Origin of the sequence: Streptomyces sp. ISL-11 (assembly GCF_018614525.1) — a bacterium.
GTDB lineage: Bacteria > Actinomycetota > Actinomycetes > Streptomycetales > Streptomycetaceae > Streptomyces.
On sequence record NZ_JAGGOL010000172.1, the window covers coordinates 1 to 15206 of the forward strand.

At 74.5% G+C, this 15206-nt stretch carries 12 protein-coding genes and 2 pseudogenes; 12 read left to right on the plus strand and 2 right to left on the minus strand.

Annotated features, from left to right (window positions below; all coding sequences use genetic code 11):
- Positions 1–439 (plus strand): annotated as a pseudogene (locus J7E86_RS27845) (allophanate hydrolase subunit 2 family protein); the annotation flags it as partial.
- A gap of 34 nt (positions 440–473) precedes the next feature.
- Here the strand turns inward: J7E86_RS27845 and J7E86_RS27850 are convergent.
- A complete protein-coding gene (locus J7E86_RS27850) occupies positions 474–629 on the minus strand; it encodes a hypothetical protein (protein WP_215085483.1) in 156 nt (51 codons plus the stop codon).
- Between the two features lie 303 nt (positions 630–932).
- Here J7E86_RS27850 and J7E86_RS27855 point away from each other — a divergent pair, with 303 nt between their 5' ends.
- The 7 genes from J7E86_RS27855 to J7E86_RS27885 all read left to right on the plus strand — a co-directional run bounded on the left by J7E86_RS27855 (position 933) and on the right by J7E86_RS27885 (position 9700).
- Entirely contained in the window at positions 933–1364 is a 432-nt protein-coding gene (locus J7E86_RS27855; protein ID WP_215085485.1) for an SPW repeat protein, read from the plus strand.
- A 308-nt stretch (positions 1365–1672) separates the two neighbouring features.
- Entirely contained in the window at positions 1673–3286 is a 1614-nt protein-coding gene (gene mdlC, locus J7E86_RS27860; RefSeq protein WP_215085487.1) for a benzoylformate decarboxylase, read from the plus strand.
- A 51-nt stretch (positions 3287–3337) separates the two neighbouring features.
- Positions 3338–4741 (plus strand): FAD-binding oxidoreductase, encoded by a 1404-nt coding sequence (locus J7E86_RS27865; protein WP_215085489.1) that lies wholly within the window; start codon positions 3338–3340, stop codon positions 4739–4741.
- A complete protein-coding gene (locus tag J7E86_RS27870; protein WP_215085491.1) occupies positions 4738–6147 on the plus strand; it encodes a cytochrome P450 in 1410 nt (469 codons plus the stop codon). Before J7E86_RS27865 ends, J7E86_RS27870 begins: the two co-directional genes overlap by 4 nt.
- A complete protein-coding gene (locus J7E86_RS27875; protein WP_215085493.1) occupies positions 6144–7571 on the plus strand; it encodes a hypothetical protein in 1428 nt (475 codons plus the stop codon). Before J7E86_RS27870 ends, J7E86_RS27875 begins: the two co-directional genes overlap by 4 nt.
- A gap of 63 nt (positions 7572–7634) precedes the next feature.
- Positions 7635–9413, plus strand: coding sequence for a peroxidase family protein (locus tag J7E86_RS27880; RefSeq protein WP_215085495.1), 1779 nt, complete (start codon positions 7635–7637; stop codon positions 9411–9413).
- Positions 9413–9700 carry a hypothetical protein gene (locus J7E86_RS27885; protein WP_215085496.1) on the plus strand — a complete coding sequence of 96 codons (288 nt, stop codon included), beginning with the start codon at positions 9413–9415 and terminating at the stop codon, positions 9698–9700. Before J7E86_RS27880 ends, J7E86_RS27885 begins: the two co-directional genes overlap by 1 nt.
- A gap of 10 nt (positions 9701–9710) precedes the next feature.
- On the opposite strand, the gene J7E86_RS27890 is transcribed toward J7E86_RS27885, so the two are convergent.
- Entirely contained in the window at positions 9711–10037 is a 327-nt protein-coding gene (locus J7E86_RS27890; RefSeq protein ID WP_215085497.1) for a hypothetical protein, read from the minus strand.
- Between the two features lie 234 nt (positions 10038–10271).
- Here J7E86_RS27890 and J7E86_RS27895 point away from each other — a divergent pair, with 234 nt between their 5' ends.
- From J7E86_RS27895 to J7E86_RS27910, 4 genes and pseudogenes are all read left to right on the plus strand, one after another.
- Positions 10272–11663 (plus strand): FtsW/RodA/SpoVE family cell cycle protein, encoded by a 1392-nt coding sequence (locus tag J7E86_RS27895; RefSeq protein WP_308312752.1) that lies wholly within the window; start codon positions 10272–10274, stop codon positions 11661–11663.
- A gap of 118 nt (positions 11664–11781) precedes the next feature.
- Positions 11782–12981 carry a cytochrome P450 gene (locus J7E86_RS27900; RefSeq protein WP_215085498.1) on the plus strand — a complete coding sequence of 400 codons (1200 nt, stop codon included), beginning with the start codon at positions 11782–11784 and terminating at the stop codon, positions 12979–12981.
- Positions 12982–13096: 115 nt separating this feature from the next.
- A complete protein-coding gene (locus J7E86_RS27905) occupies positions 13097–14728 on the plus strand; it encodes a carboxylesterase/lipase family protein (RefSeq protein WP_215085499.1) in 1632 nt (543 codons plus the stop codon).
- A 46-nt stretch (positions 14729–14774) separates the two neighbouring features.
- Positions 14775–15206: pseudogene (locus J7E86_RS27910) on the plus strand (ATP-dependent DNA ligase); the annotation flags it as partial.

The following is a 15206-nucleotide window of genomic DNA, read 5'->3' on the forward strand; positions in this document are numbered from 1 at the left end:
GCTCCGGGACGGCGGCAGACTGCCGCTGGGGGCGCCCTGCGGGCCGCCCGCCGGCGCCGACGCCGTCCCGTTCGCGGGGCCACCCGTCGACGAGCTGGTCCTGCCGGTGGTGCTCGGCCCGCGCGCGGACTGGTTCGCCGCGGACGCGCCGCGCGCCCTGGCCGGCGGCGGCTACACCGTGGCGTCGGCGAGCAACCGCATCGGCCTGCGCACGGACGGGCCGGCACTGACCCGCGCGCGGGAGGGCGAACTCCCCAGCGAGGGAATGGTCCTCGGTGCCGTCCAGGTCCCCCCGGACGGCCGCCCCGTCGTCTTCCTCGCCGACCACCCCACGACCGGCGGCTACCCCGTCATCGGCGTCGTCCCCGAGCCCTCGCTGCCCGCCGCCGCCCAGGCCGTGCCCGGCACCCCGGTGCGCTTCGTGCCCGTGCGGGCCTGAGCCGGCGGGACCGCGCCCGGGGCGCCGGGGGCGCTCAGTCGATGCCCCGGACGATGTGCGACTCGGGGTCCGCCTCCTCACCGGTGATGTCGGCGGTGTCCCGGGCGGTGGCGCGGCGGGCCCGTACGGTCTCCTCCATGCCCTCTCCCCGGCCCGACGCACGGTCGCTCTGCCTCTTGAGCTGGTCCACGACGGTTCCTTTCCGTTGCTTCCCTGGTCCCCGACTGCTCCTGCCCTCTCCGGCCGGTCCCGGCCGCCCCGGCCGGCTCCCGGCCGCGTCCGCGGGTCCGTGTCCGGCCGTGGGGCCGGTCGCGCGTACGTCCAGCGTGCGTCCGGAAAGGGACGTCCGGGTTTCCCCAGGGTGACGTCTTGAAACCAAAAGGCACCACACCGGATATAGCCAGATATGAACTCCCCGCCCGAGGTGGCAAATGTGGTCATAGACGATAAAATGCAGGAAGGTCCGAACTGACACTGAAAGAAGGTGGCTGACGTGACCGCCCCGACGTCGCCCCGCATCGAACACCACCCGGACATCGTCGCGCTCCGGGCCGTATCGGAGGAGAACACGGCGACACCCGTCGCCCAGGGCGTGGAGTCCCTCGCCCTTCTGTGTGGCCTCTATCTGGCCGCCTCACCGTGGATTGTCGGCTTCAACGGGTCGACGACCCTCGCCATCAACAACCTGATCGTGGGTGTCGCCTTCGCGTGCCTGGTCAGCGGCTACGGCCCGGCCTACGAACGCACCCACGCCATGAGCTGGGCCGCACTGGCCCTCGGCGCCTGGACGATCATCGCCCCCTGGGTGGTGTCCGGGCATGGGTTCGCCACCCGCGCGAACGTCAGCAACGTCATCGTCGGCGCCCTGTGCTGCCTGGTCGCCCTCGCCCTCACCGGCATGGGACGGATCCGCGCACGACGCTGAGCAGCGGGGCGGCAGCGCCGAGTGACCATGAGGAGTTCCCTCGTCCGCTCCGCCTCCGCTCTCGGTGCCTACGCAGGACCAGGCCGATCACCACCGCCGACGGCCCCGCCGCCCGGAATCCCGGGCGGCGGGGCCGTTCCCACGCGCGGCCGCCGACCGCCGTCGCGCGGGAACGGTGTCCCCGGCCGCGGCCGCCGTTCACCCCTGGGGATGAAAACTCAGGTGATCTTCCGAGTTGATGACTCCGCCGTACGGGAACGGGCAATGCTCCCCTCCTTCCGATCACCGCGACTCCAGAGGTGTGAGCCATGCCGACCGTACGCGCCGCCGTCCACGAGCTGTTGCGCTCCCGCGGTGTCACCACCGTCTTCGGCAACCCCGGCTCCACCGAACTGCCCTTCCTCCAGGACTTCCCCGACGACTTCCGCTACGTACTCGGACTCCAGGAAGCCGTGGTGGTCGGCATGGCCGACGGCTTCGCGCAGGCGACGGGCACCACCGCCCTGGTCAACCTCCATACGGCGCCCGGCGTCGGCAACGCCATGGGCGCCGTCATCAACGCGGCCGCGAACCACACCCCCATGGTCGTGACGGCCGGGCAGCAGGTGCGGGCCATGATGACCATGGAGGCCCTGCTGACCAACGTCGACGCCACGGCCCTGCCCCGGCCCGCCGTCAAGTGGTCCTACGAACCGCCGCGCCCCCAGGACGTCCCCGCCGCACTGGCCCGCGCCTTCCACCTGGCCGAAACCGCGCCCCGGGGCCCGGTGTTCGTGTCGCTGCCGATGGACGACTTCGACGTCGAGCTGGACGAGGCGGAGGCCGCGGCCGCCCGGCACGTCGCGGGGCGCCGGGTCACCGACGACTGCGCGGCGGCCGGACCGGCGGTCGAGGCGCTCGCCCGCCGGCTGGCGGAGGCCGCCAGCCCCGTGCTGGTGACGGGCGGTTCGGTCGACGCGGAAGGCGCCTGGGACGCGGCCGTGGCGCTCGCCGAGCGCCGGGGGCTGCCGGTGTGGGCCTCCCCCGTCGAGGGCCGGCCCGGCTTCCCGGAGAACCACCCGCTCTACCGGGGCGTGCTGCCCGCCGCCCTGGCACCCCTGGCGAAGACCCTGGAGGGGCACGACCTGGTGCTGGTCGTCGGGGCGCCCGTCTTCCGCTACTACCCCTACGTGGCGGGGCCGGTGCTCCCCGAGGGCGCCGAACTGGTGCTGCTCACCAGCGATCCCGGCGAGGCGGCCCGCGCGCCCGTGGGCGACGCGCTCGTGGCGGGCCTGCGGCCCACCCTGGAGCGGCTCACCGAACTCGTCGAGAAGCGGGACGCCACCGGCGGCGAGGTACGGGCGGCCGCCGCCGCGGATCCGGCGGAGCAGGGGGCCGCGCCCATGTCCGTGCGCGCCGCGCTCGCCGCCGTCGCGAGCGCCGCACCGCCGGCCACCCTGTGGGTCAACGAGTCCCCCTCCAACCTCCAGATCTTCCGCGATGTGGTCCGCGTCGACCGCCCGGGCTCCTTCCTCACCACGACCGGCGGAGGGCTCGGCTTCGGTCTCGCGGCGGCCGTCGGCGCGCAACTGGGCCGGCCCGAGCGGCCCGTGGTGGCCGTCATCGGCGACGGCTCCGCGCAGTACGCCATCACCGCCCTGTGGACCGCCGCCGCCTGCCGCGCACCGGTCACCTTCGTCGTCCCCGCCAACCAGGAGTACGCGATCCTCAAGTGGTTCGGCCGGTTCGAGAACACCCCCGGCGTGCCCGGCCTGGACCTCCCCGGGCTCGATCTGTGCGCGCTCGCCCGCGGTTACGGAGTGACCGCGCACCGGGCCACGGACCCGGCCCACCTCGCCGAACTGGTCGCCGTGGCCACGGCCGCCACCGACGGCCCGGTCCTGATCGAGGCCCCGATCACGACCGTGCCCCCCTCCCTCTGACGTCCCTTTGAGCCACCCGCCTCTCGTCCCCCTGGTCTTCTGGAGCTGCTCATGACCGTATCCGTCGAGAACCAGCTGATCACGGCCCTGCGGGAGGCCCTGCCCGCCGCGGCCGTGCTCACCGGGGACGCCGAACTCACCCTGCACAGCCGCGATTCCGCGCCCTTCGCCGAGGCGGGCAGACCCGCCGCGGTGGTGCTCCCCGAGACCGTCGAGCAGGTTCGGGCGGTGCTGCGCGCGGCCCGCGCGTACGGCGCTCCCGTCGTGCCGCAGGGGGCGCGTACGGGCCTGGCCGGTGCCGCCAACGCCGTCGACGGCTCCGTGCTGCTGTCCATGGTGCGCATGAACCACGTCCTGGAGATCGATCCGGCGAACCGGCTGGTGCGCTGTGAGCCCGGGGTGGTCACCGCCGACCTCGCCGCAGCCGTCGCCGAGCACGGCCTGTGCTACCCGCCCGACCCGGCCTCCTGGGAGCGGTGCACGATCGGCGGGAACATCGCCACCGGGGCGGGTGGCCTGTGCTGCGTGAAGTACGGGGTCACCGCCGACTACGTCCTCGGGCTGACCGTCGTGCTGGCCGACGGGGAAGTGCTGCGCGTCGGGCGGCGCACGGTCAAGGGCGTCGCCGGCTACGACCTCACCCGGCTGTTCGTCGGCTCCGAGGGCACCCTGGGGGTCATCGTCGAGGCCACCCTGACCCTGCGGCCGCCCCCGCCGCCCGCTCTCGCGCTGCTCGCGCGGTTCGCGTCCGCCTCGGAGGCGGGCGAGGCCGTCGCGGCGATCATCGGCGCCGGGCACCTCCCCTCCGCTCTGGAGCTGCTGGACCGCACGACCACCGGGGCGGTCGCGGCGTTCGGCCACCCACTGCTGGCCGGTGAGGCGGCGGCGACGCTGATCGTGGCGAGCGACGCGCCCGACGCCGCCGACGAGGTCCGGGCCATGGCACGGCTGTGCCGGGGCGCGAAGGCCCTGTCCGTCACGGCGGCGGCCGACCAGGAGCAGTCGCGGCAGGTTCTGGACGCGCGGCGGATGGTGCTGCCCGCGCTCACCGCCCACGCCTGCACGCTGTCCGGCGAGGTGACGGCGTTCATCGAGGACGTCGCGGTGCCCCGCGCCCAGCTGACCGCGCTGATCGACCGCATCGAGCTGATCGCCGACGAGTACGGCCTCTACATCTCCACGGTCGGCCACGCCGGTGACGGCAACCTCCATCCGACGGTCGTCTTCGACCGCTCCGACCCGGACGCCGTCCGGCGGGCGAAGGAGGCCTACGACGCCATCATGGCCGCCGGCCTGGAGCTGGGCGGCACGATCACCGGCGAACACGGCGTCGGCACCCTCAAGCGCGACTGGCTCGCCCGCGAACTCCCGCCGCGCTCCCTGCGGTTGCACCGCGACCTCAAGCGGCTGCTGGACCCCGACGGCATCCTCAATCCTGGAAAGGTCCTCGTATGAGCGGGCCGACCGGCACGCCCGGAGCGGGGAAGGCCGCGGCCACCGCGCTGCCCGTCGCGTCCGCCGGTGAGAACCTCCGGCTCACCCTCGCCTACCTCCTCCCCAACTACCTCAAGGGCGCCTTCCGCACCCGCCCCCGGCTCGCCGCGCTGGTCACCCGGCTCGACGCCAACCGGCGCGGCATGGCCGCGATGCGGCGGATGCGCCGCCGGCACGGCCGGGGCCCGGTCGTGGTGCGCGGCAGCGCCGGGCCCACCCTGCTCGTGCTGGACGCCGAGGACGTCGAGCAGGTGCTGGCCGGGCCGGTGGAGGTGTACGCCGTCGACACCTGGGAGAAGGTCAGCGGTTTCGCGACGGTCCAGCCCGAGTCCCTGATCGCCTCGCACGGCCGGCAGCGCACGGCCCGCCGGGCGTTCAACGACGCCGTGCTGGACGCCGGCTGCCCCGTCCACCGGCTCGCGGACCACTTCCTGCGGGTCGTCGGCGAAGAGGCCGACGCCCTGCTGCCGACGCCTGCGGCCGGCCTCGACCCGGCGGCGGTCCGCGAGGGTTTCGAGCGGGCCGGGCGGCGCTGCTTTTTGGGCGAGGCGGCCGCCGACGACGTGGAGTTCTCCCGGCTGCTGGGCGAACTGCTCGCGGAGGCCAACTGGATGGGCGCCCGCCGCTGGCGCGCCGCCGCCGCCCGGCGGACCCGGCGGCGCCTGGCCCAGCGCCAGGCCCGCTATCTGGGCGAGGCCGACCCGCGCAGTCTGGCCGGCCTGTTCGCGACCGCACCCAAGGGTCCGGAGACCGTGCCCGAGGCCCAGGTGACCCACTGGTTCATGGCACTGACCGTGGTGCACAGCGCCGCCGTGCAGGCGCTCGCCCTGCTCGCCACCCACCCCCACCACCGGGAACAGGCCCTCACGGAGATCGCGGCGGCGGACCGCGCGCACGGCCCGCGCACGGTCGACGGCTTCCGCGCGATGCCGTACGTCCGAGCCTGCGTCCAGGACGCGGCGCGGCTGTGGCCGCCCGTCTCCAGCCTGATGCGGCGCACCACCGCCGAGACGCGCTGGCGGGGCGCGGTGGCGCCGGGCGGCGTCAATGTCCTGGTGCCCGCCGGGTTCCACGCGCGCGACGGCGAGCGGATCGCTCACGCGCACCGGTTCGCCCCCGAGACCTGGCTGGACGGGACGGCCGAGGGCGACTGGGCCCTCAGCCCGTTCAGCCGGGGCGAGGCCCAGTGCAGCGGGATGGAACTGGGGCTGCAACTGGCCACCGGCTTCATCGCCGAGCTGCTGCGCGGCGGCGAGCCGACCGTCACCGGCGTCCGGCTGAGCCCCGAGCGGCCCCTGCCCCACACCTTCGACACGACACGGCTGCGGATTGGCATCCGCCCGGCCCGGCCGGTGGAGGACACATGACCACGACGGACAGCGGCACGTCCCCTCAGGCACCGGGAGCCGGTGATCCGACGCCACCGGACCTCCCGGGCAGCCCCTCGGAACCGGTCCACGCCACTCCCCTCGCCGAGGTCGCCCGCACGCTGAGCGCGACCGCGGGCGTCCTGCGCGACGCGGGCCGGGCGGTGACGGCGGTCGCCTGCGACCCGGCGCTGCTCGCGTCGGTGGGCCGCTCGCCCCGGCTGGGTGCCCGCGCCGCGTACGCCCTGGCCCGTACGCTCGTCGAGCCGGCCGGTCTGGGGTACGCGCCGGACGGCGGGCGCGTGGGCCGGGCCGCCCGGCTGGGCGGAGTGCTGACCAGCCGGCCGAGCCTGGCGGTGGACGTGGCCGTCTCCGCGCTCAAGCTGCGCGTCCGGCTGTGCGCGGTGCGGCACCCGGAGTTCGCCGAGGAGGGCCCGGTCCGGCGGATGCTCACCGCCATCGAGGCGGACCACCAGACGCTGGCGCTGCGCATCCTGCGGGAGAACATGCGGGCCCAGGGCCCCCAGCGGGCCCTGGCGGCGCTCGCGCCGTGCCTGACCGAGGTGATGGCGTGGAACGCGCTGGTGGACGAGAACCCGTTCAACGACGAGGCGGCCTGGTGCATCGTCAAGGGCACCCGCGCGGACGGCGACCCGCTGCTGGGCACCCGCATCGGCGCGTGGGCCCGCTGGGACCGGGGGCCGGGCCGGGCCGTGCCCGAGCCGCAGGACCCGGAGTTCCTGGCCGAGCTCGACGACAGCGGCGGCATCAGCGGGCACCTGCGCAACATCGCGGCCCTCGGCACCGACGGCCGGATGATCATCCAGCGGGTCAAGGGCCCGGACGGGCGCACCCGGCACCTGGTGCTGCTGCCGGGCATGGCCTTCGGCCTGCCGCGCAACCCCAGTCCGCAGGACCTGGTCGGCGCGGTCACCGCCGTGGGCCGCAACGACTCCCCGTACACCCGCGCGGTCCGCAAGGCGCTCGCCCGGACGGTGCCGGACGGCGCGGAGGTCGCCCTGATCGGGCACAGCCAGGGCGGCATCGCGGCGATGAACCTGACCGAGCTGCCCGGGGTCAACGACCGGTGGCGGCTGACGCACGTCGTCGCGGCCGGCTCGCCGATCGACCACAAGCGCCCGCTCGACCCGAACACCCGCGTCGTCAGCCTCGTCAACGAGCACGACGTGGTGCCCAATCTGGAGGGCCGCAGTCCGGTGTCCGTCTTCCCCGTGCCGGCCGGCTGGCTGGAGATCACCTGGGTGGACCCCAGCCACGACTTCCCGCAGTGCCACAACGTCGATGTCTACGCGCAGGGCCTCGACAAGATCGTTCCCGAGGCGCGCGACCGGGTGGACGACCTGCTCGCGCCGTACCGGGGCCTGGTCGAGGAGACCGTCGTGCACCGGCTCCACGACCGCTGACGGCCGCGTGCCCTCCCCCTCGCCGTACCCCGACGTCCGCACATCCCTGATGGAGAGCTATCGATGACGCCCGTACCGCGCCCCCGCCGCGAGTGGCACTCCCTGCCGTTCCCGCTCGCACTGCTGGAGGTCAAGAGACAGCGGGAGCTGCTGCGCGCGCACAATCTGCACGACACCTACGGCGCCGGCGGCGAGCGTCCGCGCCGGCCGAGCCGCGAGCTGCCGCCCTACCGCAGCTACGACGGCGCCGACTACGACCCCCACGACGCGGACATGGGCCGGGCGGGCACCCGCTTCGACCGCAACTGCGCGCTGCCGGAGACCTTCCCGGACGCCGAGGACAAGGGGATGTTCTCGCCCGGCCCGCGGGAGGTCAGCCGGGAGCTGCTGGCCCGGCGCTCCGGCTTCCGGCCGGCGCCGACGCTGAACATGCTGGCCGCGGCCTGGATCCAGTTCCAGAACCACGGCTGGTTCAGCCACGGCGACAACACGGCCGACGAGCCGCTGGAGGTCCCGCTGCCGCGGGGCGACGACTGGGCGCGCTGCCCGATGCTGGTCCGCCGCTCACGCCCCGACCCGGTCGCCCACACCGACGTCACCCGCCCGCCGACGTACGAGAACACCGTCACCCACTGGTGGGACGGCTCGCAGATCTACGGATCGAGCGAGAAGCGGTGCCGCGAGCTGCGGACGGGTGAGGGCGGCAAGCTGGCCGTCGAGGGCGGCCGGCTGCCCGACGAGCGGCGGCCGGGGCTGTCCGGCATCGACCGGACGGGGTTCAACGACAATTACTGGGTCGGTCTGTCGCTGCTGCACACGCTCTTCGCCAAGGAGCACAACGCGATCTGCGACCGCATCGCCGCGGCCCATCCGACCTGGGACGACGAGCGGCTCTTCCTGACCGCCCGGCTGGTCAACGCCGCGGTCATGGCGAAGATCCACACAGTGGAGTGGACACCGGCGCTGATCTCCCATCCGGTGACGCGGGCGGCCATGCACATCAACTGGTACGGGGTGCTGCCCGCGCGCCTGCGGGGCAAGGTCGGACGGTTCGGCAGGGGCGAGACGCTGTTCGGCATCCCCGGCTCCCCGGCCGACCACCACACGGCGCCGTTCTCCATGACCGAGGAGTTCGTCAGCTGCTACCGGATGCACCCGCTGGTGCGGGACGAGTACGAGATCCGCTCGCACCGCTCGGGCGCGCTCGTCGACCGGACGGACTTCGAGCCGCTCCAGGCGCTGGCCACCCGGGAGGCGGTGGACCGCTGGGGCTGGTCGGACCTGCTGTACTCGTTCGGCACCATGAACCCCGGTGACATCACGCTGCACAACCATCCCGACTGCCTGCGCGATCTCGTCCGCGTCTCCGGGGAGCACGTCGACGTCGGCACGGTGGACATCCTGCGCGACCGCGAGCGCGGCGTCCCCCGCTACACCGCGTTCCGGGCCGCGCTGCACCGCCCGCCGGTGACCGGGTTCGAGGAGCTGACCGGCGGTGACGTGACGCTGGCGGCGGAGCTGCGCGAGGTGTACGACGGCCGGCTGGACCGCGTCGACACCATGGTGGGGATGTACGCCGAGCCCCGGCCGCGCGGTTTCGCGTTCAGCGACACGGCGTTCCGGATCTTCGTCCTGATGGCGTCCCGGCGGCTGAAGAGCGACCGGTTCTTCACCTGCGACTACCGGCCGGAGGTCTACACCCCGGAGGGCATGGAGTGGATCGACCGCACCGGAATGGTCGACGTCCTCCTGCGCCACCATCCGGAGCTCGCCCCCTCGCTGGAGGGGGTGCGCAACGCGTTCGCGCCCTGGCGCATGCTGCGACCGGGAGGGATCCGCTGATGGAGGCGTACGGGACGGAGCCCGCGCCCTGGTCACGGCCGGTGCGCGCCCAGGCGGAACAACTGCGCGAGCAGGCCGGCCGGCTGCGGGCGAGCGCGGCCGCCGTGGATCTCCCCGGGGTGGAGGGGACGGTCTGGCGACGCCGGATCACCGCCCACGCGGAGCGGGCCGAGACCGCCGCCCGCTCCCTGGAGCGCGCGGCCGAGGCGCTCGCCCGGCACGAGGAGGTGCTCGCCGCTCTCTCGCGCGCGCGGCGGGAGAGCGGCGGGGCGACGCAGATCGAGTGAGGCCCGGCCGCTACGCCCCGGGGAGCCGGCCGGCCAGGGACCGCGCGTACCAGCGGTCGTCGCGCAGCTCCGCCAGGCCCTGCCCGGCGAGCCCGGTGACGTGCTTGAGGATGGTGCGCGCCTGATAGCCCACCGCCTCGGCCAGCTCGTCGAGGGACGCCCCGGCCTCGCCGTACGCGCGCAGCCCCTCCCAGGTGCGGGTCGCGTGGCGGCCGAGGCCGGGATCCGCTCCGGCGGCGACGGGGAGCGGCCGCGGTGCGGCACCCCGGGCCGCGACGACCGGCCGCGGGGTGCGGTTGACCCGGCGGTGCCGGCGGCCCTTCTGGCGTTTGCTCATGGGTGTACCACTGCTCCGTCCTGTGGCGGTTCTCCGCTGTCTGCTCTTCCCGGGTCAACTCGGGGCGATGTCGGGCGGTTACGGCCATTCCACCGTGTGTGCGAGCCGTCGCGCGGAGCGTGGGGCCACCGGGACGGCTGAGCAGGCCAGGTCCGATTCCTTGAGATTCGTTCGGAAACTTCGGTTTTCCTTGAGCGCGGCTGTCGAAGATTGCTCAGTGTGACCGTGGAATCGGTGCGACGCGAAGACAGTGACCGCGGTGCGGCGACGACGGAGCGCTCCCTCGCGGCCCGGCGGCGCGGGCAGGAGGCGCTGCTGCTCGGTCTGTCCGTCCTGATCGGCTGTTCCGGCTACGCGTACACCGGCCTGTCCGTCAACGGCACGCTCCCCAACGGCTTTCCCGCCTTCGCGGCGGGCATGGCGTGCCTGGCGCTGGTCCCGCATCTGGTGATCCGGCGCTGCGCCCCCTGCGCCGATCCGCTGATCCTGCCGCTGGCCGTCGTGCTGTCCGGGCTCGGACTGGTGCTGCTGTTCCGGCTGGACTTCGCCTACGGCGCCCGCTACAAGGGCTCCGAGCCCACCGCCCCGGAGCAGTCGCTGTGGACGGTGGCCGGGGTGGCCGTCTGCGTCGGCGTGCTGCTCGTCCTGCGCGACCACCGCCGGCTGCGGCGTCACGGCCACGCGGTGATGGCCGGCGCGCTGGTGCTGCTGATGGCGCCCGCGCTCTTCCCCGGCGACACCTACGGCGCCAAACGGTGGATCTTCGTCGGGCCGCTGTCCCTCCAGCCCGGCGAGTTCGCCAAGACCATGATCGCGGTCTACTTCGCCGGCTATCTGGTGCGCCACCGGGACGCGCTGGCCGGCTCCGGCCGCGGACTGCTCGGCGTACGGCTGCCGCCGGTGCGGCAGCTCGGCCCGATCCTGGGCGTCTGGGTGCTCAGCCTGCTGGTGCTCGTACTCGAACGGGACCTGGGCACCTCGCTGATCTTCTTCGGGCTGTTCGTGGTGATGCTCTACACCGCAACCGAGCGCACCGGCTGGGTGGCCGTCGGCGTGCTGATGGCCGCCGTGGGGGCCGCCTTCGTCGGCTCGGCCGAACCGCACGTCCAGGGCCGGATCGCCGCCTGGCTGCACCCGTTCGCGGTCTATCTGCCCGAGGACCGGCAGCCACCCGGCACCGGCTCCGACCAGCTCGCGCACGCCCTGTTCGGCTTCGGCAGCGGCGGCGTCACCGGCACCGGCCTGGGCCAGGGCCACCCCGAGCTCATCGGCTTCGCCGGCCGCAGCGACTTCATCCTCACCACCGTCGGGGAGGAGCTGGGCATGGCCGGGACCATGGCGGTGCTGCTGCTGTACGCGCTGCTGGTCCAACGCGGCATGAGCGTGGCGCTCGGCTGCCCCGACCCGTTCGGCAAGCTGCTGGCGGTCGGGCTGGCCGCTTCGCTGGCGCTCCAGGTGTTCGTGGTGGGCGGCGGGGTCATGGGGCTCATCCCGCTGACCGGGAAGGTCCTGCCGTTCCTCGCCAAGGGCGGCTCGTCCCTGGTCGCCAACTGGCTGCTGGTGGCGCTGCTGGTGCGCGTCAGCGACGCCGCGGGGCGGGCCCGGGAGGAGGAGGCGCGCGCGTAGCCCGGCGCGGGAAGCACCGTGGCCGACGAAGCGGAGGACGCCTACTGTTGACGCGCAGACGCTCATGCCCGCGTGCCGCTCACACCCGTGTGAGGGAACGCCGAGGGAAGGGGTACGGATGACCACCACGGACGTCGAGCCCGCCGCCCACCCGCTCTATCCGTTCAACGAGGCCACCGGACTGGCCTTGTCCGAGCTCTACGCGCACGCCCGCCGCACCGAGGGCCTGCTGCGCGTCCGCATGGCGTACGGCGAACCCGCCTGGCTCGTCACGCGCTACGCCGACGCCCGCCTGGTCCTCGGCGACCGGCGCTTCAGCCGCGCCGCCGAGGCGGACCACGACGCGCCCCGCCAGTCCCCCGGCCGGCGCGAGGGCGGCCTCCTGTCGATGGACCCGCCCGACCACACCCGGCTGCGCACCCTGGCGACCAAGGCGTTCACCGTGCACCGGGTCGAGACGCTGCGCCCGGACATCCGCGCCCTGGCCGAGGGCCTGCTGGACGACCTGGTCGCAGCCGGGCCGCCCGCCGACCTCGTGGAGGACTTCGCGCTGCCGATCCCGGTGGCCGTGATCTGCCGGATGCTCGGCGTCCCGCCCGAGGACCGGCCGCGCTTCCGCGTCTGGAGCGACGCCGCGCTGTCGACGAGCCCGCTGACCACCGAAGAATTCGACGCCAACCAGGACGAGTTGCGCGCCTACATGGCGGAGCTCGTCGCGGCCCACCGGGAGCGGCCCGCGCAGGACCTGATGACCGCGCTGATCGAGGCCCGCGACGTCGACGACCGGCTCACCGAGCTCGAACTGGTCGACCTGTGCGTCGGCATCCTGATCGCCGGCCACGAGACCACCGCGACCCAGATCCCCAACTTCCTGTGCACCCTGCTGGACCACCCGGGCCGGCTGGAGGAACTGCGCGCCGACCCCGCCCTGATCCCCGGCGCCGTCGAGGAGTTGCTGCGCTTCGTGCCGTTCGGCGCGGGCGCGTCCTTCCCCCGTTACGCGACGGAGGACATCGAGGTGGGCGGCACGCTCGTACGGGCGGGCGAGCCGGTCCTGGTGGCCGTCGGCGCCGCCAACCGGGACGCGCTGCGCTTCCCCGACCCCGACGCCCTGGACTTCGGGCGACGCGGGAACCAGCACTTGGGCTTCGGGCACGGCGTGCACCACTGTCTGGGCGCCCAGCTCGCGCGCGTGGAGCTCCAGGAGGCGCTGCGGGCGCTCGCGCTGAAGCTGCCGGGAGTCCGGTTGGCCGGTGACATCGTCTGGAAGACACAGATGCTGGTGCGCGGGCCGCGCTCGATGCCGGTGGCGTGGTGAGGGGGGCCGGGGCACAGTAGGGGAAGTGCCCGAGGCAGGTGAGCGACGGGTGCCGTGGGTAGATTCCCGGCGCCCGGGCCGGCCCGGCCCACTCCCACCGAAGGGGCGTCATCCCATGCCGAAGGTCCGACCCTCGTCACGCCCGGGCGAGGTGCTGTGCGCGCTGCTCCTGGCGCTGCTCACCCTCGTCGCCGCCACCGGGGCCGCGCCCGCGAACGGCGCCGACGACTCCGGCAGACCGGTCGTCGACACCGATCACGGGCCGGTGCGCGGCCGGGCGCACGGCACGTACGCCACCTTCGACGGCATCCCGTACGCGGCACCGCCCACGGGCCCGCTGCGCTGGCGCCTGCCCGTGCCCGCCGCCCCCTGGAAGGGCGTACGGGACGCCGGGGCGCCCAGCGGGTCCTGCGCGCAGGTACCGGTGTTCGGCGGTGACGGCAAGGCGACCGGCTCGGAGGACTGCCTGTACGTGAACGTCACCACGCCGACGGGCCGCGCCCCGCACGGGGGACGGCCCGTCATGGTGTGGATCCACGGGGGCGGATTCACCGTGGGCTCGGGCTCCGACTACCGGCCCGAACCGCTGGCGGTCCGGGGCGACGCCATGGTCGTGACCGTCAACTACCGGCTGGGCATCTTCGGTTTCTTCGGCCATCCCGAGCTCGGCGCGCCCGACTTCGGCATCGCCGACCAGCAGGCGGCACTGCGCTGGGTGCGTGCCAACGCGGCCCGGTTCGGTGGCGATCCGGGACGGGTGACGGTGTTCGGGGAGTCGGCGGGGGCGCTGAGCACCTGTGCGCACCTCACCTCGCCCACGGCGGCCGGGCTCTTCCACCGGGCCGCGCTGCAGAGCGGCGCGTGCATGACGGCCTTCCCGCGCGGCAGCATGACGCCCACCCTGCCGGCGTACGAGCCGTTCGTGCCCCGCGAGCGCGTCGAGGCGGCCGGCACGGCGGCGGCACGCGGGCTGGGCTGCGACCGGCCGGGCGACGCGCTCGCCTGTCTGCGCGGTCTGGACACCGGGCGGCTGCTGACGGCGGACCTGATGCAGGCCTTCTCCGGCGTCGCCTACGGCAACGCCCTGCTGCCCGAACGGCCCGACCGGGCCCTGGAGGGCGGCCGCTTCCACCGCGTACCGGTCCTCCAGGGCAGCAACCTCGACGAGATGCGGCTCTTCCTCGGCTTCACGCTGAAGGATTTCCCCATCCGTGACGAGCGCGAGTACCGGGCCCGGCTGGCCCTGTCCTACGGCGAGGCGGCCGGAGCCGTGGAGGCGCTGTATCCGGCGGCGAAGTACCCGACGCCCGCCCTGGCCTGGGCCGCCTCGCTGAGCGACGCCTCGTTCACCTGCGGCGCCCTGCGCGCCGACCGGGCGCTGGCCGGGCGCGTGCCCACCTACGGCTACCGGTTCGACGACCGGAACGCACCGCACATCATGCCCGGCCTGCCGGTCGTCGAGGGCTTCCCGTACGGCGCGGCCCACGGCTTCGAGCTGCCGTACCTGTTCACGATGCCGACCGATCCGCCGCTCTCGGCCGCGCAGCGCGAGCTGTCGGCGACGATGCTCGGCTACTGGACGCGGTTCGCGCGGACGGGCGACCCGAACTCCGCCGGGGCGCCCGCCTGGCCCCGCTACGACGCCTCGGAGCGGGCGCTGTCCCTGTCGCCGGGTGCGGGCGGCATCAAGCCGGTCGACGCGGCCGCCGAACACCACTGCGACTTCTGGGCGGCGCATCGCGTGTGAGGCGGGTGTGGTGCGCGGTGGGCCCGGCCGTTGCACCATGAGGGGCATGCTGCTGGCCGAGATCGCCCGTGTGTCCCAGGAGGTCGCCGCGACGAGCGCGCGGTCGGAGAAGACCGGCCTGCTGGCCGGTCTGTTCCGGACGGCCGGTCCCGAGGAGGCGGCCGTCACCATCACCTATCTGGCGGGGCGGCTGCCGCAGGGCAGGGTCGGGATCGGCTGGAGCGTGCTGCGCGAGGCGCCCGCCCCGGCGGCCGCGCCCACGCTGACGGTCGCCGACGTGGACCGGGCCGTCGACCGGATCGCGGCGGTGACGGGCAAGGGCGCGCAGGCCGAGCGCCGGCGGCTGGTGGACGAGCTGATGGGCGCGGCCACGGCCGGGGAGCAGCGCTTCCTGCGGGCCCTCCTCGGCGGCGAGCTGCGGCAGGGGGCCCTCGACGCCCTGACCGTCGAGGGCCTCGCGGCCGCGGCGGGCGCGGAC

Bases quoted from the DNA above. Each gene is read 5' to 3' on its own strand.
- mdlC (WP_215085487.1), top strand. From the start codon at position 1,673: ATGCCGACCGTACGCGCCGCCGTCCACGAGCTGTTGCGCTCCCGCGGT.
- J7E86_RS27865 (WP_215085489.1), top strand. From the start codon at position 3,338: ATGACCGTATCCGTCGAGAACCAGCTGATCACGGCCCTGCGGGAGGCC.
- J7E86_RS27870 (WP_215085491.1), top strand. From the start codon at position 4,738: ATGAGCGGGCCGACCGGCACGCCCGGAGCGGGGAAGGCCGCGGCCACC.
- J7E86_RS27875 (WP_215085493.1), top strand. From the start codon at position 6,144: ATGACCACGACGGACAGCGGCACGTCCCCTCAGGCACCGGGAGCCGGT.
- J7E86_RS27880 (WP_215085495.1), top strand. From the start codon at position 7,635: ATGACGCCCGTACCGCGCCCCCGCCGCGAGTGGCACTCCCTGCCGTTC.
- J7E86_RS27885 (WP_215085496.1), top strand. From the start codon at position 9,413: ATGGAGGCGTACGGGACGGAGCCCGCGCCCTGGTCACGGCCGGTGCGC.
- J7E86_RS27890 (WP_215085497.1), bottom strand. From the start codon at position 10,037: ATGAGCAAACGCCAGAAGGGCCGCCGGCACCGCCGGGTCAACCGCACC.
- J7E86_RS27900 (WP_215085498.1), top strand. From the start codon at position 11,782: ATGACCACCACGGACGTCGAGCCCGCCGCCCACCCGCTCTATCCGTTC.
- J7E86_RS27905 (WP_215085499.1), top strand. From the start codon at position 13,097: ATGCCGAAGGTCCGACCCTCGTCACGCCCGGGCGAGGTGCTGTGCGCG.